We start from the raw sequence: 26,691 nt of genomic DNA, 5'->3' as shown, positions 1-26,691 counted from the left end.
TGGCTAAACGGCGTACTGTGGTGCCAATCGGCTGACGCCCAGTCCGTTAACCTTCTGCACTTTGATCTGTACTGGAATGCGTTCTTTCATGGCTTCGACATGACTGATGACGCCGATGGTTTTACCGGAGGCGTTGAGGTTATCGAGCGCATCCAGTGCGATATCCAGCGTTTCGGCATCCAGCGTACCGAAGCCTTCGTCCAGAAACAGCGAGTCGATGCTGGCTCTGTGGCTGACCAGATCGGATAGCGCCAACGCCAGTGATAGACTCACCAAAAAACTCTCGCCACCGGATAGCGTTTTTGTATCGCGCTCGGCATCTGCCTGCCAGGTATCCATCACCAGAAGTTCCAGCTCACCACCGGGTTTCCGTTTTAGCTGATAACGATCGTGCAGGCGCGAAAGCTGGAGATTGGCGAGGTAGATCAGATGATCCAACGTTAGCCCCTGAGCAAATTTGCGGAATTTATGCCCGTTTTGTGAGCCGATTAGCGAGTTTAGCGTATCCCAATCGTCACATATTTTCTGGCTTTTGGCGATCTCGTTAAGCAGAGCGTGTTGATTCTGGCGCTGTTGCCGATCGTCAGATAGCTGACGTTGGCATTCACCCTGCTGCCGGAGGTTGGCTTTCAGTGTTTCATCTTGTTCTGAGAGCTGCTGTTGTATCGATGTCTGCGTTGCTTCTTCTGGTAGGGGGTCAGGCCGTTTTTGTTGTTGCTCAAGTAATGCCTGTTCAGCCTGCTGGTGAAGCACTGCTGCCTGCTGCAAGCTCTGATACAGCTTCTCCTTCAATGCCTGCAAAGTCTGTCGTTCCTGTTCATCAAGCAGCGCATTCAGGAAGGCGGCTTCATCAGCAAAAGCACTTTGCTGCAAAGCCTGAGTGAATCGTTCAGTCGCACTATCGCGTTGATGCATGCTCTGCTCATACTGCTGCTGCGTGCGGGTCAGTTCTCCCGTCAGGCGGCTCAACGTCGTTTCAGCATGTTGACGTGCTGACAGGGCTAGTCGGAGCGTGTCGTCATACTGCTGACTGGTTCGTTGCAGCTGTTCACGAATATCCGCTGTTTTCCTGTCGCCGAAAAGCGCTAGCCGTGCTTGTTGGCTCGTTTTGAGTACGTTGTTGTGCTGTTCCAACTGCTGTTGCTGCGTTTGTAGCAGCTGCTTTGCCTCAGTCACGCTGCGATTCAGATGCTGAAAATCGCTTTCCAGTGTGGCTAACAGGGGGATTAAGCGAGACTGCTCCTGTTCTTTGGTTTTCCAATCTTGCCATTCGCTCTCGCGCTGAACCAGCCAGCTATCCTGAGCGCCATCTTCCGGCAAAAGGAGACCTGCATTTGCCAGCGTCTGCGTGATTTCCTGAGCGAACTGCGTGAGCTGCTGCCGCACGTTTTGCAGCGACTGGGCGGTTTCTTCCTGCATGACGCGTAGCGAGGTCTGTTGCTGGGCGTTTAGTGCAATTTTTTGGTCGAGTTCTCGCAATAATGTCTCTGAGGCGGTCAGTGAATCCTTACTTTCCTGCCACCGCTTTTGCTCCTGTTCGCGCACGCTAATCTGCTGGCGAATATCTTGTTCTTCGACCTCGCGTTGTGCAAACCAGGCAGCAATCTTGTCCTGCTCTTCCAGCGTATAGTTAACTTGTAAGCGCTCACTGACATCTTGCCACTGTTGCAACAGCGTTTGATGCTCGCCATCGTTCTGAGCGATATCCTGTTGCAGCTGTTCCCGCTGCTGCTCTAGTGAGGTCAACCGTGCTGTCGTATTCGCCAGCGCCGTTGTTAACTGACTGACCTCCTGGCGTAACGCCGTCAGGCGATTTTGAGTTTCAGATGGTTGTAATGCCTGATAGCGTTCAATCGCCGGGTGTTCAGTTGAACCGCACAACGGACAGGGATCGCCAGCCTGTAGTCGCTGTCTTTCGGCTTCCAATTTAACGATGCGTTCTTCCTGACGGTACACCGTTTCCAGATCGTCGAGATGCTGAGTGCGCTGCTCGTGTTCAGACTGTTGCTGTTTCTTTAAGATTTCTGACTGACTGATATGCCCTTGTATCTCATCTTGTTTGGCGAGGTGCTGCTGCTGACGGGCGTGAAGACGTTGGTATTGGTCGCTGATTGTCGCGAGCTGTTGGCGTACGGTTCTCTGGGCGCTGAGTTGATTAAACCGCTGGTGCAGCGCGGAAAGCGGTTGCTGGGTTTCCTGATTTTTCCGGGTCCCATCGTGTAGTGTGAACAACTCGCGCGCGGCATCAACGACCGTTTGTTGTTCGCGCTGTTGTGCCGTCAGTGTTGCCGCTTCTTGCTGGAGCGCTGTCGATTGTTCGGTGTGCTGTATCTGTTTTTGGCTTAGCTTCTGTTGCTCGTCATTAAGCTGGCGCAACTGCCGAAACTGGGTGCGCCACAGAGGAAGTTGTTCTCCCCACTGCTGATGATGTGCGTGTTGCTGGCGATAAGATTGAATCTGTTCAATCTGCTGTTTTGCCTGCTGCTGTTCCGCTGCTATCTGCGTTTGTTTGCTTTCGTCGGCTTGCAGGCGACGCTGTGTTTTTGCCAGTTCGTCCTGCTGCTGGGTTTTTTGCTGTTCCAGTGTAGCGATACGATGGTCAAGCGGCACAACCTGTTCGTTGATCAACAACTCTTGTTTCTGACGTTCCCGTTTATGCTCATTCGCGTTCTGCTCCGCCTTTTCTTCCTGCTGGCGTAGCGTCGCCAAAGCCAACTGTTCTGCGCCCTGTTTCTCAGTTAGTTGTTCAATCTGCTGGGCGAGTGTAAGGGACTCCTGTCGATAGCGCTCTTTTTCCTGGTGTAGTGGCCTTAGCTTTTCTGCCGGCTCGCTGTTGGCTAACTTATCGAGCTGCGGCTTGGCCTGCTGAATGGCTGATTCGGCGCTTGCGTGTTGTAACTGCGTGCTGGTTAGCTGCGTCTGCCGCTGCGTCAATTGCTCAAACCAGCGCAGCATAGTCAGTACTTGCTCACGCTCGGCGTTGCCCTGTTGCTCCTGCTGGAGCAGCTCAGCAAGCTGTGTTTCTACCTGCTGACGCTGCTCATCGGTTAACAGCTGAATACCCGATGCGCGCGCCTGTAGCGTGCTCAGCGCGATGTTTGCCTGATGGTATTTTTCATAGACACGTTCGGAAATCAGTCCATAAATGTCTGTGCCAGTCAGTTCCTCCAGCAGTTCCGCTCTGTCGCTGGCTTTTGCGTTGAGAAAGGCGGCAAATTGCCCCTGTGATAGCATCATGGATCGCGTAAAGCGGCCAAAATCCAGCCCGGTGAGCTGTGTGATCATGTCTTTCTTATCATTCAGCTTTTCACACAGGATTTTGCCACTTTCAATGAGAGCGAGTTCGGCCTTGGGAGCTTGTAAATTACCATCCGGTGCATTTCTCGCCCGACGCTGGCTCCAGAAGGCACGATATCCCACGCCTTTAACCTCAAACTCGACCTCGGCGAGACACTCGGCGGTGTTACGAGTCATCAGGTCATTATTGCCCGCAGAAAGCTGACCCAACCGTGGTGTTTCGTGATACAGCGCCAGACAAATGGCATCCAGCAGCGTGGTTTTTCCTGCCCCTGTTGGGCCGGTAATCGCAAACAAGCCGTTGCTGGAAAACGGCTCTTGAGTGAAGTCGATCTTCCATTCGCCTTTCAGCGCGTTGAGATTCTTTAAACGCAGACTGAGGATTTTCATTTGGCAGGCTCGCTATTTTCCAATTCATCAATAACCTGAGTAAACAGCGAGCGCACACGCTGTTGGCGGCTCTCTTCCATTTCAGTCTCCGTGGCCAGACGACGTTCAAAAACGTCATGCACGCTCAATTCGTTTAGCGTTTCCTTGTCCTGTCGGGTCATCGCCTGCAAACGCTGTTCGCGCGTGCGGCGCAGCAGAAGTACCTCAACGGGCAGATTTTCGGTCATCGCCTGAACACGCTTTTGCATGTCGCTCAGATAATCCTGCGTACTGAGTTCAATATCCAGCCACACGGGTTTATCGCCCTGATAGGTCTGGAAGGCGGACAGCTGTTGTTCAATATCACTCAGGCTGCCTTTAATCAGCTGCATCGGCTGGGTTACGGGAATGGGAAGTAGATCTATTTGCGGTGGCGCATCGGGTATGAAGCTGACCAGACAGACGGACTTCTCACTGCCGAGCTCATCAAAACTCAGCGGGATAGGTGAACCGCTGTAGCGAATGTGCTCACTTTGGGTCACGCGCTGCGGGCGGTGAATATGCCCGAGGGCGATATAATCCGCAGGGGGAAAAGCCTGAGCAGGGAAGGCATCGAGCGTACCAATGTAGATATCGCGCACGGATTCCGAGGCGCTTGCACCAATCGTCGTCAGGTGCCCGGTTGCAATAATTGGTAACGGTAGGCCAAGCTCGTCTCGCTTTTGGCAAGCCAATTGGTAACACTGTTGGTAGTGCGCGGTAATGGCTTCCTGTAGCGCGAGCTGTTTTTCATCACCGGATTGTCCGGCTTTGCTGGTTAGCACATCACGCGGACGTAAAAAAGGAATGGCACAGAGCAGGGCGCCGGGCTGCCGCTGACGGTTTTCCAGCAGGAGCACCTGTTGGGCGGGCTCGTCGCTGGCGCAGGCGATGACCCGCGTATTCAGGCAGGCCAGTAAGCCACGGGATTCATTTAACATCGCGGCGGAATCGTGGTTGCCGCCGAGAATGACAAGCTGGCAGCCCGTGCGCTGTAGTTCTACCACGAAGCTATAGTACATTTCCCGCGCATAGCTAGGAGGAGAGCCGTTATCAAAAATATCGCCTGCGACTATAATGGCATCGACGTGGTGCAGTTCCACTTGGGCGATAAGCCAGTGCAGAAAAGCCTGATGCTCAGTTGCGCGGCTTTTGGTATAAAAATATTGCCCTAAATGCCAATCGGCGGTGTGGATAATGCGCATCGTGCTCTCTCGATATTCATGCCGTGTGGCGTTGGATGACGTTGTCATTGTTCATTATGTGACATGGTGTGTCATCGCGATGGTGCTCTGTCACCGTAATGCCGTGATTATATATAGCAGGAATGACGGCTGTCGCGGTGGAATCAAGAGTTTGGAAAGCAGCTCGAAAAATCAGATGTACGCGCTGTAACACCATGCGATGAGGAGCCGTATGTTTTTCATAAATCTGTCATAAAACTGACGCATAATGCCTTTCGCCTGCTAACAGCGACGATGATTAACGACAGGATTAACAATGGCAAAACGCATATTAGTCGTGGAAGATGAAGCACCAATTCGTGAAATGGTCTGCTTTGTACTGGAACAAAATGGTTATCAACCAGTGGAAGCCGAAGATTATGACAGTGCGGTAACGCAACTGTCAGAGCCGTTCCCAGAGCTGGTGTTATTGGACTGGATGCTGCCAGGCGGTTCGGGCCTGCAATTCATCAAGCATATGAAGCGCGAAGCGCTGACGCGTGATATTCCGGTAATGATGTTGACCGCGCGTGGCGAAGAAGAAGACCGCGTGCGTGGGCTTGAAGTGGGGGCGGATGATTACATTACCAAACCGTTTTCACCCAAAGAATTAGTGGCGCGTATCAAAGCCGTGATGCGCCGAATTTCACCGATGGCGGTGGAAGAAGTGATTGAAATGCGTGGCCTGAGCCTTGACCCTTCTTCCCATCGCGTGACGACCGAAGAGCACGCGTTAGACATGGGGCCGACAGAATTTAAACTGCTGCATTTCTTTATGACGCATCCTGAACGTGTTTATAGCCGGGAACAGTTGCTGAATCACGTTTGGGGCACTAACGTTTATGTTGAGGATCGTACTGTCGACGTCCATATTCGTCGCCTGCGTAAAGCGCTGGAAACCAGCGGACATGACAAAATGGTGCAAACCGTTCGGGGAACGGGCTACCGTTTTTCAACGCGTTACTGAGGTGATCGTAACCGGAGAAACATTAACGTGCTAGAACGTTTATCCTGGAAAAGGCTGGCATTGGAGCTAGCTTTTTTTTGTTTGCCCGCTTTACTGCTGGGGCTGATTTTTGGCTATCTGCCCTGGTTTCTGCTGGTCGCCGTATTAGGCTTACTTTGCTGGAATTTTTATAACCAGCTCAAACTCTCTTATTGGCTGTGGGTTGACCGTAGTATGACGCCACCGCCTGGTCGCTGGAGCTGGGAGCCATTGTTTTATGGGCTCTATCAGATGCAGTTGCGTAATCGACGCCGTCGCCGGGAACTGGCGCTCTTGATCAAACGGTTTCGCAGTGGCGCTGAATCATTGCCGGATGCCGTAGTGATCACCACCGAAGAGGGAACGATCTTCTGGTGTAATCATCTGGCACAGCACCTACTCAATTTCCGCTGGCCGGAGGATAACGGTCAGAATATCCTCAACTTATTGCGCTATCCTGAATTCACTAATTACATGAAGGGGCAAGATTTTAGCCGTCCTCTCACGTTGCAGTTGAATAATTCCCACCATGTTGAATTCCGCGTGATGCCGTATTCCGAAGGGCAACTTCTGATGGTAGTGCGTGACATTACGCAAATGCATCAACTCGAAGGTGCCAGACGTAACTTTTTTGCCAATGTTAGCCATGAACTGCGTACGCCACTGACGGTGTTGCAAGGCTATCTGGAAATGATGCAGGAAGAAACGCTGGATGCTGCGCTACGTGGGAAGGCGTTGAATACGATGCAGGAACAGACTCGACGCATGGACGGGCTGGTCAAACAACTGCTGACCTTGTCGCGGATTGAGGCTGCGACGGCGATTGATTTGAATGAAAAAGTCGATATTCCGTTAATGCTGCGCGTATTACAGCGTGAAGCGCAGACCCTGAGTCAGGGGCGTCATGAGATCGTCTTTCGTGTAAATGAAAACCTCCGCGTGTTTGGTAATGAAGAACAACTGCGCAGTGCGGTATCCAATCTGGTGTATAACGCGGTCAACCATACGCCAGCAGGAACGCGTATCGAAGTCTGCTGGCAGAAGATCCCACAAGGTGCGCAATTTCAGGTCAGCGATAACGGGCCGGGGATTGCGGCTGAGCACTTGCCGCGCCTGACTGAACGTTTTTATCGCGTGGATAAGGCGCGTTCGCGGCAAACCGGCGGCAGCGGGTTGGGGCTGGCGATTGTTAAGCATGCACTTAGCCACCACGATTCCCGTCTGGAGATCATGAGTGAAGATGGTCTGGGATCGCGTTTTGTCTTTACGTTGCCGAATCGGTTGATTGTCCCGGCCTCTGTGGCTGAAAATACGGCGAAACCTTCAGCCTGACGGAAAACGTTATTCATGATAGTCGCCACACGTATCGCGGTCGCTTTTTTACTGCTGCTCAGTGCGCTTTGCTCCGCGCAGCCCCGCCAGATGTTGGCGGGTAATCTCTCCAGCGCGGGGTCGGACACGTTGGCAAATCTGATGGCTTTTTGGGCGGCGGATTTCAGTCAGCATTATCCGAACGTGAATTTACAGATTCAGGCTGCTGGCTCATCGTCTGCGCCGACGTCTCTGGCGTCGGGGGCAGCCCAGCTTGGGCCGATGAGCAGGGCGATGAAAGCTAGCGAAATTGAGGCGTTTGTTCAGCACTACGGTTATCCACCGCTGGCGGTGCCTGTGGCGATGGATGCGCTAGTCGTGTTGGTTAATCAGGATAACCCTCTGTCTGGATTAAACTTGTCACAGTTGGATGCTATCTTTTCGATTACGCAGCGCTGTGGTAATCAGCAGCCGATAAAACAGTGGGGCGACCTCGGCTTACGCGGTAGCTGGGAGAAACGGACGTTACTACGCTATGGGCGAAATTCTGCCTCAGGAACCTATGGGTTCTTTAAACAAAAAGCGCTATGCCGCGGCGATTTCCTTCCTCAAGTTAATGAATTACCCGGTTCGGCGTCCGTGGTACAAGCGGTTGCGGCATCAACTGATGCGATTGGTTACGCCAGCGTGGGCTTTCGTACTAGCGGCGTGAAGATGTTGCCATTAGCTGCTCAAGGCACCGATTATATTTATCCTTCGACGGAAAATATCCGCAGCGGTTTGTATCCCTACACCCGTTATCTCTATGTCTATGTCAACAAAGCGCCCAGTCAACCCCTGGAAGCGCTGACAGCGGCATTTTTAGCCCGTGTGCTGTCCGAAACGGGGCAGTCGCTGGTGAATCAGGATGGTTATTTGCCGCTGCCAGAAGAAACGCGTCGTCAGGCGAGACAGCAGATTGGCTTGCCTGAATAATGTCTCTTCCATCATGAATTTGCGCTATTTTCACGCTACGTGAATTTTATTCATGTGATGTGAAAAATCTTCTATTGCCCTGTGATTCGCCACGTGACAGGATAGCTTTAAATTTAGACGTCCAGATGGCTAAATAAGATTAAATGTAACTATCCCTCTGGGCAAATATTTCATATTGAAACTATCTGCCAGTACGTTTCTTTCCTAAAGATAGGTGCTGGTAACATGTCAGGAGCGACAGATGGCGAATACCTTATCCCCTTTCCGTGCCGATATCGTCGGCAGTTTCTTGCGTCCGGCTGCGATTAAGCAGGCTCGTCTTCAGCATCAGGCGGGCGAGATTGATGATGTCGCGCTGCGGAATATTGAAGATCGTGAGATTCTGCGGGTGGTAGACAAGCAGCGTGAAGCGGGCTTGAAGATAGTGACGGACGGTGAGCTGCGTCGTGCCTGGTGGCACTTTGACTTCTTTGCCGACTTGCACGGTGTAGAGCGTTACGAAGCCGATCACGGTATTCAATTCAACGGTATTCAGACCAAATCCCATGCGATTCGTGTCGTGGATAAAGTGAGTTTTAATCCCCAACACCCAATGCTCGATCATTTCCGCTACCTGAACAGCATTTCTGGTGATGCAGTTGCTAAAATGACGATTCCTAGCCCAAGCGTTATGCATTTCCGCGGCGGACGAAAAGCGATTGATGCGACAGTTTATCCCGATCTGGCTGACTACTTTGACGATTTGGCGCAAACCTGGCGCGATGCGATCCACGCATTTTATGATGCGGGTTGCCGCTTCCTACAACTGGATGACACCGTGTGGGCCTATTTGTGCTCTGACGATCAAAAACGCCAGATCCGAGAACGTGGTGAAGATCCAGCACAGCTGGCACGGACCTATGCCGATGTCCTGAATAAAGCGCTGGCTGATAAACCAGCCGATCTGGTTATCGGTTTACACGTTTGTCGTGGCAATTTCCGTTCGACCTGGATTTCTGAAGGCGGGTATGAACCTGTTGCAGAAATTCTGTTTGGTGAGGTGAACGTCGATGCATTCTTCCTGGAATACGATACCGAGCGAGCGGGGGGCTTTGAACCGCTGCGTTTTGTGAAACCGGGTCATCAGCAGGTTGTGCTAGGGCTGATCACCACGAAGAACGGCGAGCTGGAAGACGCTGAGGTTGTGCAGGCACGCATCGCGGAAGCGGCAAAGTATGTCGATCTCAGCCAGATTTGCCTGAGCCCGCAGTGTGGCTTTGCTTCAACGGAAGAGGGCAACAGCCTGACGGAAGAGCAGCAGTGGAATAAGCTGAGGCTTGTTGTGGATATTGCTAATCGCGTGTGGTGACACCGATGAAGTAACCTTATCCCTATAATGGATATACCGAGGCTGGATCGTACGATCCGGCCTTTTTTGTGGCTGTTATCCCGCTTTCTATCTGCGACGTTTTTGTGCAATATGTTTTTTTTATGATCGAACAACGCATTTTATGTCGTTTTTTGTCAGTTTTATCGCAATGAAATATCGATAAATGCGCAAATCATGTGTCATGCAAATCAGTATAAACCAATTTATATCCTTATTTTTTAGTATAGAAAGGATAGATACTCTGGTTTTTAGATCTCCGCTTGTCTTTTTACGCTATAAACGGTTTACTTAGCACCCAATATGGCTGTTCAAAAAATAACTCCTAGTATATGACCGCCATCTTTCGCGTCGCCAGAGTGTTGGCATCATGCTTCGGGCTACTCATTTGCGGATGGCTTCTGGCGGCGATAAACGACACGATTTCCTTTTTATCGATTTGATACAGGCAACACGACATAACTATGAGCCATCGTTTAACTTCCAAAGATATTGTGGCATTAGGTTTTATGACCTTTGCTTTATTCGTGGGGGCTGGAAATATTATTTTCCCGCCTATGGTGGGATTGCAGGCAGGAGAGCATGTTTGGACTGCGGCAATCGGCTTCTTGCTGACAGCGGTTGGCCTACCTGTACTAACTGTCATTGCGCTTGCTCGGGTTGGCGGCGGCGTTGATGCGTTAAGCTCGCCGATTGGTAAAAAGGCCGGTGTAGTCTTGGCTACCGTGTGCTATCTGGCTGTTGGGCCACTGTTCGCGACGCCGCGTACGGCAACCGTTTCGTTTGAAGTCGGCTTGGCTCCTTTGGTTGGTAATGGCGCGTCTCCTCTGTTGATTTATAGCCTGATTTATTTTGCTATTGTCATCGCGATTTCTCTGTATCCGGGCAAACTGCTGGATACGGTCGGCCATGTGCTGGCGCCGTTGAAGATCATCGCTCTGGCGGTATTGGGTATTGCCGCAGTGCTGTGGCCTGCGGGTACGCCAATTCCCGCGACAGAGGCATATGAGCATCTGCCGTTTTCCAATGGTTTCGTTAACGGCTATCTGACGATGGATACGCTGGGCGCAATGGTCTTTGGTATCGTGATCGTCAATGCGGCGCGTTCACGTGGAGTGACAAGCTCAGTACTGCTGACGCGTTATACCGTGTGGGCTGGGTTAATTGCAGGTATTGGCCTGACGTTGGTCTATTTGAGCCTGTTCCAGCTTGGTTCTGTCAGCGGCGAACTGGTGCCGCAGGCGCTGAACGGGGCAGAGATCCTCCATGCTTATGTGCAACACACGTTCGGTAACATGGGAAGCAGCTTCCTGGCGTTGCTAATCTTTATCGCGTGTCTGGTGACGGCGGTGGGATTGACCTGTGCGTGTGCTGAATTCTTTGCACAATATCTGCCGTTGTCCTATCGCACGCTGGTATTTGTGTTGGGAACGTTCTCGATGGTGGTGTCCAACTTGGGTTTGAGCCATTTAATCCAACTTTCCATTCCTGTACTGACGGCGATTTACCCACCGTGTATCATTCTGGTTTTACTGAGTTTTACGCTGCGTTGGTGGAATAGCGCTTCGCGTATTGTGGCTCCCGTCATGCTAGTCAGCCTGTTATTTGGCATGATTGATGGTGTAAAATCATCGGCTTTCAAATCGCTGTTGCCAGAGTGGAGCCTCAATCTGCCACTGAGTGAGCAAGGATTGGCCTGGTTGCCACCGTCGCTGCTGATTTTACTGGTTGCAGTGATTTACGACAGACTGTGTGGTCGTCAGGAAGTTACGGTACATCAATAATATCGTTAAGACCTGATAGCGCTGGGGCGGTAGGGGTATCCTACTGTTCCAGCACGGCGTTAGGTTTCTGCACCACAGGTATTTGCCTGTGGTTTTTCTTTTTGTAATGTTTTTCTCTTATTAAGACAGGGTTGCTTATCAATGGAACAACCATCTTCCAAGCTCAAGCGTGGGTTAAGCACGCGGCATATCCGCTTTATCGCCCTTGGCTCGGCGATCGGAACCGGCCTGTTTTATGGCTCCGCTAGCGCGATCCAAATGGCTGGCCCCAGCGTGTTGCTGGCTTACCTGATTGGTGGGATTGTCGCATATATCATCATGCGCGCCTTGGGTGAAATGTCGGTGCATAACCCGCAATCCAGCTCGTTTTCTCGCTATGCGCAGGATTATCTCGGTCCACTGGCGGGCTATATCACCGGCTGGACCTACTGCTTTGAGATGCTGATTGTCGCCATTGCCGATGTGACCGCGTTTGGTATCTACATGGGCGTCTGGTTCCCTGCGGTGCCGCATTGGGTGTGGGTCTTGAGCGTGGTGCTCATCATCGGTGCCATCAACCTGATGAATGTAAAAGCGTTTGGTGAACTGGAGTTTTGGCTCTCTTTCTTCAAAGTTGCCACCATTATCATCATGATCGTTGCTGGAATCGGCATTATCGTTTGGGGGATTGGCAACGGCGGAGAACCTACCGGTATCCATAATCTATGGAGCAATGGCGGATTCTTCAGTAATGGTGTAATGGGGATGATTCTATCGCTACAGCTGGTGATGTTTGCTTATGGCGGCGTGGAGATCATTGGGATCACCGCCGGTGAGGCCAAAGACCCGCATAAATCCATCCCTCGCGCGATTAACTCTGTACCCTGGCGTATTCTGGTGTTCTATGTCGGTACGCTATTCGTCATTATGTCGATTTACCCGTGGAATCAGGTAGGCACCAACGGTAGCCCGTTTGTGTTAACGTTCCAGCATATGGGTATTACGGCGGCGGCAGGTATTCTGAATTTTGTTGTGATTACCGCGTCGCTGTCGGCGATTAACAGTGACGTCTTCGGCGTCGGCCGTATGCTACACGGGATGGCGGAGCAGGGGCATGCACCGAAAGTGTTTAGCCGCATTTCCAAACGTGGCATTCCGTGGGTAACGGTGGTCGTGATGATGATGGCGCTGCTAGTGGCGGTGTACCTGAACTACATTATGCCCGGCAAGGTTTTCCTGGTGATTGCCTCACTGGCTACCTTTGCGACGGTGTGGGTGTGGATCATGATTCTGTTTTCCCAGATCGCCTTCCGTCGCCGTCTGAGCCCGGATGAAGTGAAGGCGCTGGCGTTCCCGTTGCGCGGCGGTATCGCGACCTCTGTGTTCGGCATTATCTTCCTGTTCTTCATCATCGGATTAATTGGCTACTTCCCGGACACGCGCGTGTCGCTGTATGTCGGTATTATCTGGATAGTGCTGCTTTTAGTGGGCTATGTCTGGAAGAAGAAGCGTCAGAACGCGGTAGCGGCACAGAATTAAGTTAGCCGCTTGGCGCTCCGGTTGGAGTAATGCTGGTCACCACAGCCCGTTATTAGGGGAAACACAGGGGGAGGTTTCCGCAGGAACACCTCACCCCTGTGGTCGCCCCGTGTATCTCTATGCTTAAACGATGGCATTATTTCCGTTGGATGGCTTTTTTTGAGCCTATTTCTAGGCTTTCGGAGCCGTCATCTGCTGCGCCATCATTCGCATATCGTGACCAGTTGGTGTCTGATGAATGCGGAGATCGAACTCGGGCAGAATCGCAAAGATATGGTCGAAAATGTCAGACTGAATACTTTCATAGTCGACCCAGGCGGTGGTGTTGGTAAACGCATAAATTTCCAGCGGTACCCCTTCAGACGTTGGTGCAAGCTGCCGTACCATTAGCGTCATTCCTTTATGAATCCCCGGATGGGTACGCAGGTAAACCTGAAGATAGGCGCGGAACGTCCCCAGATTGGTTAGACGACGACCGTTCAGCGGTGATGTCAGGTCAGAATCGGACTGTGCATTGTGCTGCTCTAACTCACTCTTCTTATTCTGAATATAAGCCGATAGTAACTTGCTGCGCAGCAATCGCGCCTGTTCGTCTTCCGTCATGAAATGTACGCTGGTGGTATCGATATTGATGCTACGCTTTATGCGCCGTCCCCCTGATTCCGACATCGAACGCCAGTTTTTGAAGGAGTCGGACACCAGCGAATAGGTGGGAATGGTGGTGACAGTATTGTCCCAGTTTTTCACTTTTACCGTTGTCAGCCCGATGTCGATAACGGCACCGTCAGCGCCATATTTCGGCATTTCGAGCCAGTCTCCCAGTGTCAACATATCGTTAGCGGAAAGCTGGATTCCTGCCACGAGTCCCATAATCGGATCTTTGAACACCAACATCAGCACGGCGGCCATGGCACCTAAACCACTAATCAGAATCAGCGGTGATTTCCCGATGAGCAGTGATACCACCATGATACTGATGACGATGGTGGCGATCAGTTTCAGACTCTGGAAGATACCGCGCAGCGGCAATTGAGCGGCGACTTTGGTTCGTGCGGAAACATTGAGCAGCACATCGAGTAGCGAGAACAGAGACAGCAGCGCAAAAATCATGATCCACACTTGAGAGCAGATGATGAGCGCTTCACGGGTTTCACTTTGCGAAGGCAGCCACACAAAGACCTGAATATTCAGGATCACCCCTTGCAGCAGGAAGGCGAGCCGGTTAAACAAGTTGTGCTGCGTCAGCGCCTGCTTCCACCCGTGTCCTTCGCTCTTTCCTGGTTTATTGAGTGAGCGTAGAACCATCCGTTTCAACACAACCTGATGCAAAATCAGGTGAATGACGGCAGAAATGAGCAATATCAGCCCAAGAACAATCAGTAATGCAATGATGCCAGCGTGTTGTATCTCTGCTTCTCTTAGCCACAGCGCGAGGTTTTGTTGCATGTGTTCTCCTTTATTCCATCAATCTGTCGTGCGTTAACACGATGTGACGTTAAGGCTAAGGATTTAGCGCAGCGAGTCAACCTTTTGTATTTTTTGGGATCGCGAAGGAGAGCAGTGAGAAGATCGATGAGAGAAACATCGCGAAAAAAAAGCCAGTCGCATAGCAACTGGCTTGATTATCACATTGCCCATGAGGGCAACGATGAGGGATTACAGCTTGTCTGCGTTTTCAGACAGGTATTTCGCTACGCCATCTGGTGACGCGCCCATACCTGATTTCCCTTTTTCCCACTGTGCCGGACAGACTTCGCCGTGCTCTTCGTGGAATTGCAGTGCGTCAACGGTACGCAGCATTTCATCAATGTTACGACCCAGCGGTAGATCGTTAACGACCTGATGGCGAACCACACCGCTTTTGTCGATCAGGAAAGAACCACGCAGTGCAACACCGGCTTCTGGGTGCTCAATGCCGTAGGCCTTCTGGATTTCGCGCTTAATGTCAGCAACCATCGCATATTGCACTTCACCGATGCCGCCTTTGTCTACAGGGGTTTTACGCCATGCATTGTGAACAAACTCGGAATCGAAAGAAACACCAACCACTTCTACGCCACGTTTCTTGAACTCGGCATAGCGGTGATCGAAAGCAATCAGTTCTGATGGGCAAACGAAGGTAAAGTCCATCGGCCAGAAGAAAATCACGGCTGCTTTACCGTTGATGTGCTTCTTCAGGTTGAAATTTTCGACGATTTCGCCACTGCCTAAAACGGCAGCTGCGGTAAAGTCTGGGGCTTGACGAGTTACCAGGACCATAATTACTCCTGTAGATAGCGGTTAATGATCGGAAGATATAAAAAACAGCGATCAGTATAGGGATTCTGTCTGAGTGAATACAGGCAAAGAGACCAATCAATGAGATAGCTTTTGTCTATTGAACTCATCGCTATTTCCTTTCAATAAATTATATTAACCCTTTTAATCGAAAGGACAATATCCCTGTCATACTTCAAGCTGCTTGTGCGTTGGCAATACTCGGCTCATCTCTGAGCCTTGCCCTGAAGGGCCGCCGCAAGCGGCGTTCAAATCGGCCAAGCCGATTTGTCCTTACTCGCCCCAGTCACTTACCTGAGTAAGCTCCTGGGGACTCGCGCAGTTGCCGCGTTACAAGGCCGTATGGCCTTGTCCTAAAGGACCAACGCAGAGCGTTGTTCAAAACGCTCACGTTTTGTCACGCAACTCGAATTATTTAAGGTATAGGTGGCGTAGAAAAACGGAAAAGTTGTGATCTCACAGCCGTTGCGTTTTCGCTAATTGCATCATGCGTGGATAAAATTGCCAGAAGAGTATTTCAAATTGGTGATAGTGCTGTTCGATGTCCTGAAACGAGCCGGACAGCGCGGCCAGCTTCGGGCGTCGTACTGACATTCTGTGCAGCACATCGGCGATAAACGGCAGTTCCGCATAGCGTGTCATCCAACGTTCCGGCCACAAATAGCGATTCAGGTTCTGAAAGCGTTCAGGAGTTTGTGCCAGATGAGGCTCGATTTGTGACTGTGCGCCATCGATAAAGGTCTGTAAAGGCGTATCGGGCACCAGCTGTAGCCAGTGACGTGCAAGATAGTGATCCCACAGCACATCTAGCGTAATGGGAGCGACGCGGCGAAATTCATCACTGAAATACTGACGTGCCTGTTTGACCTCTGGCAGGCTGTCGGTCAGCGAGTCAACGCGGCGATGCAGTCGGATACCCGCGACAATCTCGTCAGCGTAGCTGTCCTGTGGGTTGCCGCGAACAAAGTCCGCCATCAGATTACCTAATAGGGAACTGTCGGCCAGCGTGGCCAGATGAAGGTGTGCAAGAAAATTCATCGTGACAGTATATACCTTTTCTATTGGGTATAATGCATTCCACGACTCAGATGCTTATTTCTTGCAGCCATGCGCTTGCGGCTCTAGACTAGGCCGCCCATTTTTAATGTATTAACAGCTAAGTGAATTGCCATGCGTGTTACCGATTTTTCGTTTGAACTTCCTGAATCATTGATTGCCCATTATCCACAAGCAGAACGCAGTGGGTGCCGCCTGCTATCGCTGGACGGGCCGACGGGAAATCTGACGCACGGCGTGTTTACCGATTTGCTGGATAAACTGAATCCCGGCGATCTGCTGGTGTTCAACAATACGCGCGTGATTCCTGCTCGTCTGTTTGGTCGTAAAGCCAGCGGCGGCAAACTGGAAGTGCTGGTGGAACGCGTGCTGGACGAACGTCGGGTATTGGCGCACGTTCGCGCGTCAAAAGCGCCAAAGCCGGGCACGGAGCTGTTGCTGGGCGATGATGAAAGCGTCAAGGCCACGATGGCGGCTCGTCACGATGCGCTATTTGAGCTGCATTTTGATGACTCCCGCGATGTTCTATCGATCCTGAATGCTATCGGCCATATGCCGTTGCCACCTTACATCGATAGGCCTGATGAAGACGCTGACCGTGAGCTATATCAGACGGTGTATAGCCAGCGTCCGGGGGCGGTAGCGGCGCCGACGGCAGGTTTGCATTTTGATGAGCCGATGTTAGCTGCGCTACGCGAGAAAGGCATTGAAATGGCATTCGTCACGTTGCACGTTGGTGCCGGGACTTTCCAGCCAGTACGCGTCGATACGATCGAAGATCACATTATGCACGCCGAATATGCTGAAGTACCGCAGGATGTCGTCGATGCTGTTCTGGCATGTAAGGCGCAGGGAAATCGCGTGATCGCGGTGGGTACCACCTCGGTACGTTCACTGGAAAGTGCCGCTCAGGCCAGTCAGGATGCGCTGATTGCACCATTTTTCGACGATACCAAAATTTTTATCTATCCGGGTTATCACTACCGCGTTATTGATGCGCTAGTAACTAATTTCCATTTGCCTGAATCGACGTTAATCATGTTGGTGTCCGCCTTCGCCGGTTACCAGAACACGATGTCTGCCTACCGTGAAGCGGTGGCAGAGCAATATCGTTTTTTCAGCTACGGTGATGCGATGTTTATTACGCACAACCCGCTGGCTGAACAGGAAAAAGTGGGATAAATCCTGCTTTCCGCTCAAGAGGAACGTCACAGACCACGCTCTGTCAGGCGTTAATACATCATTATCATCAGACTGTTTTTCTGATGCCGGAGGTTAAGTGAAGTACGAATTACAAACAACAGACGGCCGTGCGCGACGCGGCAGATTGATTTTTGAACGTGGCGTGGTGGAAACCCCAGCTTTTATGCCCGTGGGGACGTACGGCACGGTGAAGGGCATGACGCCGGAAGAAGTGAAAGAGACTGGCGCACAGATTTTGCTCGGCAATACGTTCCATCTGTGGCTACGTCCCGGTCAGGAAATCATGAAACTGCACGGCGATCTGCATGACTTCATGCAGTGGCACGGCCCTATTCTGACGGACTCTGGCGGTTTTCAGGTATTCAGCCTCGGCGATATTCGCAAAATTACTGAGCAGGGCGTGCATTTCCGTAACCCGATCAACGGGGATTCGATTTTCCTTAGCCCGGAAAAATCGATGGAGATTCAACACGATCTCGGTTCCGATATTGTCATGATCTTTGATGAGTGTACGCCGTACCCCGCCGATTGGGATTACGCCAAGCGCTCTATGGAGATGTCCCTGCGCTGGGCGAAACGCAGCCGTCAGCGTTTTGACGAACTAGAGAATAAAAATGCGCTGTTCGGTATTATTCAGGGTAGTGTTTACGAAGATTTACGTGATGTATCCGTAAAAGGTCTGGTAGACATTGGCTTTGATGGGTACGCTGTGGGCGGTTTGGCAGTGGGTGAACCGAAAGAGGACATGCACCGTATTCTGGAGCACGTTTGCCCACAGATTCCAGAAGATAAACCACGCTATCTGATGGGCGTGGGCAAGCCGGAAGATTTGGTGGAAGGTGTACGTCGCGGTGTCGATATGTTTGACTGCGTGATGCCAACGCGTAACGCACGTAACGGACATCTTTTCGTGACTGATGGCGTAGTGAAAATCCGTAATGCGAAGCATAAAGATGATGTCAGCTCGCTGGATGAACACTGTGATTGCTACACGTGTCGCAATTATAGTCGCGCCTACTTGCATCATCTTGACCGTTGCAACGAAATACTCGGAGCACGACTCAATACCATTCATAACTTGCGTTATTATCAGCGTTTAATGGCAGGTTTACGTCAGGCCATTGAAGAGGGTAAATTAGAGCACTTTGTGGTGGATTTTTACCAACGGATAGGCAAACCCATTCCGCCGCTTGCTGAAAAAGACGTTGCCGCAAGCAACTGACAGCCCGTTTGCTATGAATAGCATTTTGCTGTGAAGCGTTTTTACGATTGTAAGGTTGATAATTTATCTTTTTGATAGCTTATCTTTTGACAAAAAAGAGGATATTTAAATGAGTCTTTTCATCTCCGATGCTGTAGCTGCAACCGGCGCTCCGGCTCAGGGAAGCCCGTACTCTCTGGTTATTATGCTGGCCGTTTTTGGTCTGATTTTCTACTTTATGATCCTGCGTCCTCAGCAAAAACGCGCCAAGGAACACAAGAAGTTAATGGATTCCATCGGCAAGGGTGATGAAGTCTTGACGACTGGCGGTCTGGTTGGTCGCGTGACTAAAGTGTCCGAAACTGGCTATATTGCTATTGCGTTGAACGAGACCAATGAAGTGGTTATCAAACGTGATTTCGTGGCTGCCGTGCTGCCGAAGGGCACGATTAAGGCCCTGTAATTTCCGATTTTCCCGAAGGGAACTGCCGTGTTAAATCGTTATCCTTTGTGGAAGTACCTGATGCTGGTCGTGGTGTTGTTCGTCGGCCTGCTCTACGCACTTCCTAACCTATATGGTGAGGATCCGGCGGTACAAGTTACTGGCGCGCGGGGAACCGCCGCCAGCGAAACGACGCTGATCCAAGTCCAGAATGTCTTAAAAGAACAAAACATTACCAGTAAGTCGATTGCATTGGAAAATGGTGCAATCCTGGCTCGCTTCTCTAACCCTGATGTTCAACTCCGCGCGCGCGAAGCGCTCGTTAATGAGCTGGGCGAAAAATTCGTCGTCGCACTTAACCTTGCTCCCGCCACGCCAACGTGGCTGCGGTTGTTAGGCGCTGAACCGATGAAATTGGGGCTCGACCTGCGCGGCGGCGTTCACTTCCTGATGGAAGTGGATATGGATACGGCGCTGGGTAAACTGCAAGAACAAACCATGGACTCTTTGCGCAGCGATCTGCGTGAGAAGAACATCCCTTATGCCGCAGTGCGTAAAATTGATAATTACGGCGTCGAAATTCGTTTCCGTGATGCTCAAACGCGTGATGAGGGCATCAACTATCTGACGACTCGTCACCGTAATCTGGTTCTCAGCAGCAGCGGTAGCAACCTGCTACGTGCAGTGATGTCTGATGAACGTCTGCGTGAAGCACGTGAATACGCCGTACAGCAGAACATCAATATCCTGCGTAACCGTGTGAACCAACTGGGTGTCGCCGAACCGCTAGTACAGCGTCAGGGCGCCGATCGTATCGTTGTTGAGTTACCGGGTATCCAGGACACGGCGCGCGCGAAAGAAATTCTTGGTGCCACCGCTACGCTGGAATTCCGCCTGGTCAACAGTAATGCTGATGCGACCGCAGCGGCGAACGGCCGCGTGCCGGGCGATTCCGAAGTGAAGAATATGCGTGACGGTTCACCCGTTGTGCTGCTCAAACGCGTCATTCTGACGGGTGATCACATCACTGACTCAACATCAAGCAATGACGAATACAACCGTCCTCAGGTGAATATTTCTCTGGACAGCGCGGGTGGCAACACCATGTCCAACTTCACCAAAGACAGTATCGGCAAGCTGATGGCGACGCTGTTCGTGGAATATAAAGACAGCGGTAAGAAAGATGCGACGGGCCGTTCGATACTGGAAAAACACGAAGAAGTCATCAACGTAGCGACGATTCAGTCGCGACTGGGTAACAGCTTCCGTATTACCGGCATTGATAACCCAAATGAAGCGCGTCAGCTTTCTCTGCTGCTGCGTGCGGGTGCGCTGATTGCACCGATCCAGATTGTGGAAGAACGTACTATTGGGCCAACGTTGGGGATGCAAAACATCACTCAGGGTCTGGAAGCCTGTTTGTGGGGCTTGATCGCGTCGATCCTCTTCATGGTCTTCTTCTACAAGAAGTTTGGCGTCATCGCGACCAGTGCATTGGTTGCTAACCTGGTGTTGATTGTCGGCGTGATGTCTCTGCTACCAGGCGCGACGCTAACTATGCCGGGTATCGCGGGTATCGTGCTTACACTGGCGGTTGCAGTCGATGCTAACGTACTTATTAACGAACGTATCAAAGAAGAACTCAGCAATGGTCGCTCTATACAGCAGGCTATTCATGAGGGCTACAAAGGTGCATTCAGTTCGATTGTTGATGCGAACGTCACGACGTTGATTAAAGTCATCATCCTGTATGCGGTTGGTACCGGTTCTATCAAAGGGTTTGCTATCACGACTGCGATTGGGATTGCGACCTCAATGTTTACGGCGATCGTCGGTACTCGTGCCATCGTTAACCTGCTTTACGGCGGTAAACGTATCAACAAGCTGTCTATCTAGGAGTGCGTTGTGGCACAGGAACAGGAATACAACATTGAACAACTCAATCATGGGCGTAAAGTCCATGATTTCATGCGCTGGGACACATTGGCATTTGTCATTTCCGGTCTGCTGATTATCGCGTCTATTGCGATTATGGGTGTACGTGGTTTCAACTGGGGACTCGATTTTACCGGTGGTACGGTCATTGAGATTAACCTTGAGAAACCGATCGATCTCGATGTCCTGCGTAGTTCATTAGAGACCTCTGGGTTTTCAGAGCCGCAGGTGCAGAATTTCGGTAGCAGCCGTGACGTGATGGTACGTATGCCACCGGTTTCTGGCAGCGAGAACGAAGCGCTCGGTAACAAAGTGCTGAAGGTAGTGAACGATACCTTCCAGCAGCATGCGACGGTGAAACGTATTGAGTTTGTCGGGCCGAGCGTGGGGAGTGATTTGGCACAGGCGGGCGCATTGGCGCTGCTGTCTGCGTTGATTGCTATCCTTATTTATATCGGTTTTCGTTTTGAATGGCGTCTGGCGATGAGTGCCGTGCTGGCTTTGGCGCACGATGCGATCATCACGATGGGTCTGCTGTCTTTGTTCTCTATTGAGATCGACCTAACGATCATTGCGTCACTGATGTCGGTAATTGGTTATTCGCTTAACGATAAGATCGTGGTATCTGACCGTATTCGTGAGAACTTCCGCAAGGTTCGCCGTGGCACACCTTACGAAATTACCAACATTTCTCTGACACAGACGCTGCACCGTACCATTATTACATCAGCGACCACGTTGGCGATGATCGTGATCCTCATGGTCTTCGGTGGAGCCCTGCTGCATGGCTTCTCGTTAACGATGTTTATTGGTGTGATCATCGGGACGATCTCTTCTATCTATGTTTCTTCTGCTCTGGCGCTGAAACTGGGTATGAAGCGTGAACACTTGATCGTTCAGAAAGTGGAAAAAGAAGGGGCGGACCAACCGTCTATCCTGCCTTAATCTGCTGACGGTAAACATGAAAAACCCCGCGTCGCTGCGGGGTTTTTTGCATCTTAGCGTTGGGAAATGTGTTTACTAAGGGGACTCGGTGGCGGCAACAGGCGGCGGAGCCTGTATTTCCTGGACCTGATGTAAACGAACAAAGCCAAGTTCTTCCGGCGACAAACCACTCAGACGCAATTCAATAATCGCTTCAGCTTTGGGTAACAATGTGGGTGAGACAACAAAGGACTGTGTTTGCGTATCCCCTGCTAAAGGTTTACCGCTAACGGGGTCGAGTCGTCCCCAGTCCAACTGTGCGCCAAAGGCGGGTAATCCCTTCGCATCAAGCGTGCGAATGTGTAACAACGCGCTGGTTCCGTTCGCTTCAGTCTCTATATTGCGTAACGAGACACTGAGCCTGCCAATACTGCTTTCTAACGGTATGCTCGTCTGCGCAGCCGGCAGTAAATAAACACCAGAGGTAGATTGGGAATTCAACGCATTTTGCCGCTCCAACGCCGTGGCCTGATCGGTTAGCGTTTGTAACTGGTGGTTTAGCTGACCTATCTGATTCTGCAATTTGGGCATCTGGCGCTGTTCGGCGCACCCCGCTAGCAATAATAGCGCTGGCAGGAAGGTCAGTACGCGATATCGGGTTCTCATATCTGTGGTTCCCCTTTCGATGTCTTATTCATTGATCCCTGTTGCTGAGTTTAGCTGTGATTAAGTCTAAGTCATAGGTGAGACAGCTTTTTTCATCCGCTTACCGGAAGAGATGCGAAACCCTTCGCAACGTGAATCAGGAGTTTTGGTTAGTCCGTTAATTCAGGGTAAACTGTCTTTACGTTAAGGATTACTGGTCAGGACACATCATGCATTGCCCATTTTGTTCCGCTGTTGATACCAAAGTCATTGATTCCCGTCTGGTCGGCGAAGGTTCTCAAGTCCGTCGTCGTCGGCAGTGTCTGGTTTGTCATGAACGCTTCACCACGTTTGAAGTGGCTGAACTGGTGATGCCGCGAGTCATCAAAAGCAATGAAGTGCGCGAGCCGTTTAATGAAGACAAATTGCGTAGCGGGATGTTGAAAGCGCTGGAAAAAAGGCCAGTGAGTTCTGATGACGTCGAAATGGCGATTAATCATATAAAATCTCATCTCCGTGCGACCGGAGAACGTGAGGTGACTACCAAAATGGTAGGCAACCTGGTAATGGAGGCGTTGAGAAAGCTGGATAAAGTGGCTTATATCCGGTTTGCCTCGGTGTACCGGAGTTTTGAAGATATCCGCGAATTTGGCGAAGAGATTGCGCGTTTGCAGGATTAAGACGCGTCGATTTGAAAGAGATAAGAGGGTCGGAATGAGCGCTTTTCAGGAAAACGGTCACTTGCCGCAGGATGAATTCTACATGGCGCGTGCGTTAGAGCTGGCGCGTCGTGGCCGTTTTACGACGGCACCTAACCCCAATGTTGGCTGTGTGATCGTGCGTGATGGTGAAATTGTCGGTGAAGGCTACCATTTCCGTGCGGGTGAACCCCATGCTGAGGTACATGCGCTGAGAATGGCGGGAGAGCGCGCACGTGATGCGACGGCCTATGTCACACTGGAACCGTGCAGCCACCATGGACGAACGCCGCCTTGTGCCGATGCGTTGATTGCGGCTGGCGTTTCCCGCGTGGTGGCCGCGATGCAGGACCCCAACCCGCAGGTTGCTGGTCGTGGTTTGCATCGCTTACAGCAAGCAGGGATTACCGTTAGCCATGGCGTGATGATGGCTGAAGCAGAGAAAGTCAATGTTGGCTTCCTGAAACGTATGCGGACGGGTTTTCCTTATGTGCAGCTCAAAATGGCGGCGTCTTTGGATGGGCGTACTGCGATGGCGTCGGGAGAAAGCCAGTGGATTACGTCACCGCAGGCACGGCAGGATGTACAGCGTTTTCGTGCCGAGAGTGCGGCGATTCTAAGCAGCAGCGCGACGGTATTGGCCGACGATCCTTCTCTTACTGTACGGTGGTCAGAACTGGATGCTGATGTCCAGAAGCGCTATTCCGAAGCCGATCTCAGGCAGCCCATTAGGGTGATTGTGGACAGCAAGCAGCGGGTCACGCCGCAACATCGTGTTATTAGCCAACCGGGTGAGACCTGGCTGGCGCGTGTTCAAGCAGATGAACAGATATGGCCGCAGGGCGTTGAGCAAGTCATGCTACCGCAGCACAATGGCGGTGTTGATCTGGTGGCACTGATGATGGTGTTGGGAAGACGTCAGATTAACTCTGTCTGGGTTGAAGCTGGAGCGAGTTTGGCCGGGGCGTTGCTTAATGCCGGTGTCGTTGATGAACTCATCGTTTATCTTGCCCCCAAACTACTGGGTGAAAATGCCCGTTCGCTATGCCTCTTGCCAGGGCTAGATCAACTGTCTCAGGCACCGGAATTTGACATCGTAGAGGTTCGCCAGATTGGTCCAGATTTGCGATTACGCCTGAGACCCAAATTCTGATATACCCTAAATAATTCAAGTTTCAGGACAAACGTTAATGTTTGAACAACGCACATGCAACTTGAAGTATGACGGGTATACATATGTAAATACGTGGCACAGGCCTGACAAAACCGGATACGTGCCAACAAAAATTATGATAGAATCCGCCCCCCTGCGGGCCATAAAGACCAAATACAAGGAAAGCTATGAACGTTATCGAAGGTGTTGTTGCTACTCCTGATGCCCGTGTGGCGATTGCGATTGCGCGTTTTAACCATTTTATTAACGATAGCCTGCTGGAAGGTGCGGTTGATGCATTGAAACGCATCGGTCAGGTTAAAGACGAAAATATCACCGTTGTTTGGGTGCCGGGTGCTTACGAACTGCCATTGACGGTTCGTGCGCTGACCAAAAGTGCGAAAAATGGCGGGTATGATGCCGTTATTGCTCTGGGAACGGTCATTCGCGGTGGAACAGCGCATTTTGAATTTGTTGCTGGTGAATGTAGCTCAGGCTTGTCCTCCGTTGCGATGGATAGCGAAATTCCTGTTGCTTTCGGCGTTCTGACGACGGAAAGCATTGAACAGGCGATTGAGCGTGCTGGCACGAAAGCGGGGAACAAAGGTGCAGAAGCCGCCTTGACCGCGCTAGAAATGATTAATGTATTGAAAGCGATTAAGTAAGCCTGATTAAGTAAGGGGAATTCCGTGAAACCTGCTGCTCGTCGCCGCGCTCGTGAATGTGCGGTTCAAGCGCTTTACTCCTGGCAATTATCTAAAAATGATATTGCCGATGTTGAACACCAATTCCTGAGCGAGCAGGATGTCAAAGATGTCGACATTACCTATTTCCGTGAATTGCTGGCGGGTGTTGCCACTCAAGCTGAGAAGCTGGACCAACTGATGGCACCTTTCCTGTCTCGCCAGATCGAGGAATTGGGACAGGTTGAAAAAGCGATTCTGCGTTTGGCTATGTTTGAGCTGAGCAAGCGCGAAGATGTTCCTTACAAAGTGGCGATTAACGAGGCCATCGAACTGGCTAAAATCTTCGGTGCTGAAGATAGCCATAAGTTTGTGAATGGCGTGCTAGATAAAGCTGCTCCGAGTGTACGGAAAGGCAAGAAGTAAAATGAATCGCATCAGGGCCGGATATCCGGCCCTGATCGCTTTTGAATGATAGGCTGGCTGGAAAGGTTATGGTTGAAGGTGAGTTTGACCTTATTGCCCGCTATTTTAATCGGGTTCGAAGTTCACGTCGCGATGTTGAGTTAGGCATTGGCGATGACTGCGCGTTACTGACGGTGGCAGATAAGCAGATGTTGGCGGTGAGTACCGACACACTCGTATCTGGCGTTCATTTCCTACCTGATATCGATCCCGCCGATCTAGGTTACAAATCTCTGGCGGTCAATTTAAGCGATCTGGCTGCAATGGGTGCCGATCCTGCCTGGCTTTCTCTGGCTATTACTCTACCTAAAAGCAACAGCCAGTGGCTGTCCGCCTATAGCGACAGCTTGTTTGAGCTGCTTGATTATTATGGCATGCAGTTGGTAGGCGGCGATACGACGCGTGGTCCATTGAGCCTGACATTGACTATCCATGGTCTGGTGCCTGTGGGACGGGCATTGACGCGTCGCGGGGCGAGAATTGGCGACTGGATTTATGTTACCGGTTCATTAGGCGATAGCGCTGCCGGTCTGGCTATCCTCCAGAATTCACTGCATGTTGATGATGAGGGCACGCGTCAGGGATTGATTCAGCGTCATCTTCGTCCTCAGCCTAGAATTTTGCAAGGGCAGGCGCTGCGCGATCTGGCTAGTTCCGCCATCGATCTTTCCGACGGTCTCATCTCCGATCTACAGCATATACTTAAAGCCAGCGAGTGTGGTGCACGTATTCATCTGGATGCGATTCCACAATCTGATTGGTTGCGAAGCTGCACGGACGAAGAACAGGCGTTGCGCTGGGCACTATCTGGCGGCGAAGACTATGAGCTGTGCTTTACCGTGCCGGAAATTAACCGTGGTGCGCTGGAACTTGCCTTGGGGCATCTCGGCGCTGACTATACCTGTATCGGGCAAATCGGGCCTTCATCCGAAGGGTTACGCTTTTTCATAGATAATAAAGTGACCGAGTTGAGCTGGAAAGGGTATGACCATTTTAGCGAACAAGACTGACCCCGCGAACAAAACGAAGGGTTCTGTTGTAACAAAACTCCGCTTATGGTTGGGTAATCCGTGGCATTTGCTGCTGGCGACTCTACTGTGTCATTGCACCGGGGCTATGTGTCGCCCCGGTTGCCGATAGTT

Annotated in this window: 22 protein-coding genes; 16 read left to right on the top strand and 6 right to left on the bottom strand. The window is 51.2% G+C overall.

Translation table 11 applies throughout. The features are described from left to right. Window positions 1-3: 3 nt before the first annotated feature. Complete coding sequence (locus A6301_RS11405; RefSeq protein ID WP_234257797.1) at window positions 4-3,687, bottom strand: AAA family ATPase; 3,684 nt, start codon at window positions 3,685-3,687, stop codon at window positions 4-6. Further along, window positions 3,684-4,910, bottom strand: coding sequence for an exonuclease subunit SbcD (gene sbcD / locus A6301_RS11400; protein WP_234257896.1), 1,227 nt, complete (start codon window positions 4,908-4,910; stop codon window positions 3,684-3,686). Before sbcD ends, A6301_RS11405 begins: the two co-directional genes overlap by 4 nt. A gap of 295 nt (window positions 4,911-5,205) precedes the next feature. On the opposite strand from sbcD, the gene phoB reads away from it, so the two are divergent. The 6 genes from phoB to proY all read left to right on the top strand — a co-directional run bounded on the left by phoB (window position 5,206) and on the right by proY (window position 12,867). Beyond that, the gene (gene phoB, locus A6301_RS11395) at window positions 5,206-5,895 is read left to right on the top strand and encodes a phosphate response regulator transcription factor PhoB (protein WP_005975981.1); all 690 of its coding nucleotides are present in this window, start codon (window positions 5,206-5,208) and stop codon (window positions 5,893-5,895) included. Between the two features lie 27 nt (window positions 5,896-5,922). Continuing rightward, on the top strand, window positions 5,923-7,245 hold the full coding sequence (gene phoR / locus A6301_RS11390) for a phosphate regulon sensor histidine kinase PhoR (RefSeq protein ID WP_205541471.1): 1,323 nt from the start codon (window positions 5,923-5,925) through the stop codon (window positions 7,243-7,245). A gap of 15 nt (window positions 7,246-7,260) precedes the next feature. Continuing rightward, window positions 7,261-8,199: a PstS family phosphate ABC transporter substrate-binding protein gene (locus A6301_RS11385; protein ID WP_234257796.1), complete on the top strand. Its 939-nt coding sequence runs from the start codon at window positions 7,261-7,263 to the stop codon at window positions 8,197-8,199. Window positions 8,200-8,440: 241 nt separating this feature from the next. After that, window positions 8,441-9,547, top strand: coding sequence for a cobalamin-independent methionine synthase II family protein (locus A6301_RS11380; RefSeq protein ID WP_107168815.1), 1,107 nt, complete (start codon window positions 8,441-8,443; stop codon window positions 9,545-9,547). Window positions 9,548-10,029: 482 nt separating this feature from the next. After that, window positions 10,030-11,349, top strand: coding sequence for a branched-chain amino acid transport system II carrier protein (gene brnQ, locus A6301_RS11375; protein ID WP_205541477.1), 1,320 nt, complete (start codon window positions 10,030-10,032; stop codon window positions 11,347-11,349). A 141-nt stretch (window positions 11,350-11,490) separates the two neighbouring features. After that, window positions 11,491-12,867, top strand: a complete 1,377-nt coding sequence (gene proY / locus A6301_RS11370) for a proline-specific permease ProY (RefSeq protein WP_205541479.1) — start codon at window positions 11,491-11,493, stop codon at window positions 12,865-12,867. Window positions 12,868-13,038: 171 nt separating this feature from the next. Here proY and A6301_RS11365 read toward each other — a convergent pair whose 3' ends face one another. The 3 genes from A6301_RS11365 to A6301_RS11355 form a co-directional block, all read right to left on the bottom strand. Next, on the bottom strand, window positions 13,039-14,313 hold the full coding sequence (locus A6301_RS11365) for a mechanosensitive ion channel family protein (protein WP_234257795.1): 1,275 nt from the start codon (window positions 14,311-14,313) through the stop codon (window positions 13,039-13,041). A 210-nt stretch (window positions 14,314-14,523) separates the two neighbouring features. Next, window positions 14,524-15,126, bottom strand: a complete 603-nt coding sequence (locus A6301_RS11360; RefSeq protein WP_025918784.1) for a peroxiredoxin C — start codon at window positions 15,124-15,126, stop codon at window positions 14,524-14,526. Window positions 15,127-15,600: 474 nt separating this feature from the next. Then, a complete protein-coding gene (locus A6301_RS11355; protein WP_107168819.1) occupies window positions 15,601-16,182 on the bottom strand; it encodes an ACP phosphodiesterase in 582 nt (193 codons plus the stop codon). 132 nt (window positions 16,183-16,314) lie between these two features. Here A6301_RS11355 and queA point away from each other — a divergent pair, with 132 nt between their 5' ends. The 5 genes from queA to secF all read left to right on the top strand — a co-directional run bounded on the left by queA (window position 16,315) and on the right by secF (window position 21,926). Next, the gene (gene queA / locus A6301_RS11350; protein ID WP_234257794.1) at window positions 16,315-17,382 is read left to right on the top strand and encodes a tRNA preQ1(34) S-adenosylmethionine ribosyltransferase-isomerase QueA; all 1,068 of its coding nucleotides are present in this window, start codon (window positions 16,315-16,317) and stop codon (window positions 17,380-17,382) included. Between the two features lie 97 nt (window positions 17,383-17,479). Further along, on the top strand, window positions 17,480-18,625 hold the full coding sequence (tgt, locus tag A6301_RS11345; RefSeq protein ID WP_107168821.1) for a tRNA guanosine(34) transglycosylase Tgt: 1,146 nt from the start codon (window positions 17,480-17,482) through the stop codon (window positions 18,623-18,625). A gap of 109 nt (window positions 18,626-18,734) precedes the next feature. Beyond that, on the top strand, window positions 18,735-19,067 hold the full coding sequence (gene yajC, locus A6301_RS11340) for a preprotein translocase subunit YajC (RefSeq protein ID WP_010282033.1): 333 nt from the start codon (window positions 18,735-18,737) through the stop codon (window positions 19,065-19,067). Window positions 19,068-19,094: 27 nt separating this feature from the next. Continuing rightward, complete coding sequence (secD, locus tag A6301_RS11335) at window positions 19,095-20,942, top strand: protein translocase subunit SecD (protein ID WP_205541485.1); 1,848 nt, start codon at window positions 19,095-19,097, stop codon at window positions 20,940-20,942. Window positions 20,943-21,014: 72 nt separating this feature from the next. Further along, window positions 21,015-21,926, top strand: coding sequence for a protein translocase subunit SecF (secF, locus tag A6301_RS11330; RefSeq protein WP_051906119.1), 912 nt, complete (start codon window positions 21,015-21,017; stop codon window positions 21,924-21,926). Window positions 21,927-22,001: 75 nt separating this feature from the next. Here the strand turns inward: secF and A6301_RS11325 are convergent, their stop codons facing one another. Further along, window positions 22,002-22,571, bottom strand: a complete 570-nt coding sequence (locus A6301_RS11325; RefSeq protein ID WP_107168823.1) for a DUF3251 domain-containing protein — start codon at window positions 22,569-22,571, stop codon at window positions 22,002-22,004. A 209-nt stretch (window positions 22,572-22,780) separates the two neighbouring features. On the opposite strand from A6301_RS11325, the gene nrdR reads away from it, so the two are divergent. The 5 genes from nrdR to thiL all read left to right on the top strand — a co-directional run bounded on the left by nrdR (window position 22,781) and on the right by thiL (window position 26,559). Further along, window positions 22,781-23,230 carry a transcriptional regulator NrdR gene (nrdR, locus tag A6301_RS11320; protein WP_005975999.1) on the top strand — a complete coding sequence of 150 codons (450 nt, stop codon included), beginning with the start codon at window positions 22,781-22,783 and terminating at the stop codon, window positions 23,228-23,230. A gap of 34 nt (window positions 23,231-23,264) precedes the next feature. Beyond that, a complete protein-coding gene (gene ribD, locus A6301_RS11315) occupies window positions 23,265-24,401 on the top strand; it encodes a bifunctional diaminohydroxyphosphoribosylaminopyrimidine deaminase/5-amino-6-(5-phosphoribosylamino)uracil reductase RibD (RefSeq protein WP_107168824.1) in 1,137 nt (378 codons plus the stop codon). A gap of 188 nt (window positions 24,402-24,589) precedes the next feature. After that, window positions 24,590-25,066, top strand: a complete 477-nt coding sequence (ribE, locus tag A6301_RS11310; protein ID WP_107170904.1) for a 6,7-dimethyl-8-ribityllumazine synthase — start codon at window positions 24,590-24,592, stop codon at window positions 25,064-25,066. A gap of 24 nt (window positions 25,067-25,090) precedes the next feature. Next, entirely contained in the window at window positions 25,091-25,510 is a 420-nt protein-coding gene (gene nusB, locus A6301_RS11305) for a transcription antitermination factor NusB (RefSeq protein WP_010282066.1), read from the top strand. 68 nt (window positions 25,511-25,578) lie between these two features. Further along, on the top strand, window positions 25,579-26,559 hold the full coding sequence (gene thiL, locus A6301_RS11300) for a thiamine-phosphate kinase (protein ID WP_107170903.1): 981 nt from the start codon (window positions 25,579-25,581) through the stop codon (window positions 26,557-26,559). Window positions 26,560-26,691: the final 132 nt, after the last annotated feature.

It is taken from the genome of Pectobacterium sp. IFB5596, from assembly GCF_021432585.1.
GTDB classification, from domain to species: domain Bacteria; phylum Pseudomonadota; class Gammaproteobacteria; order Enterobacterales; family Enterobacteriaceae; genus Pectobacterium; species Pectobacterium punjabense.
Note: the sequence above shows the minus strand (reverse complement) of the source record. Positions and strands in the feature narration are given on the sequence as shown.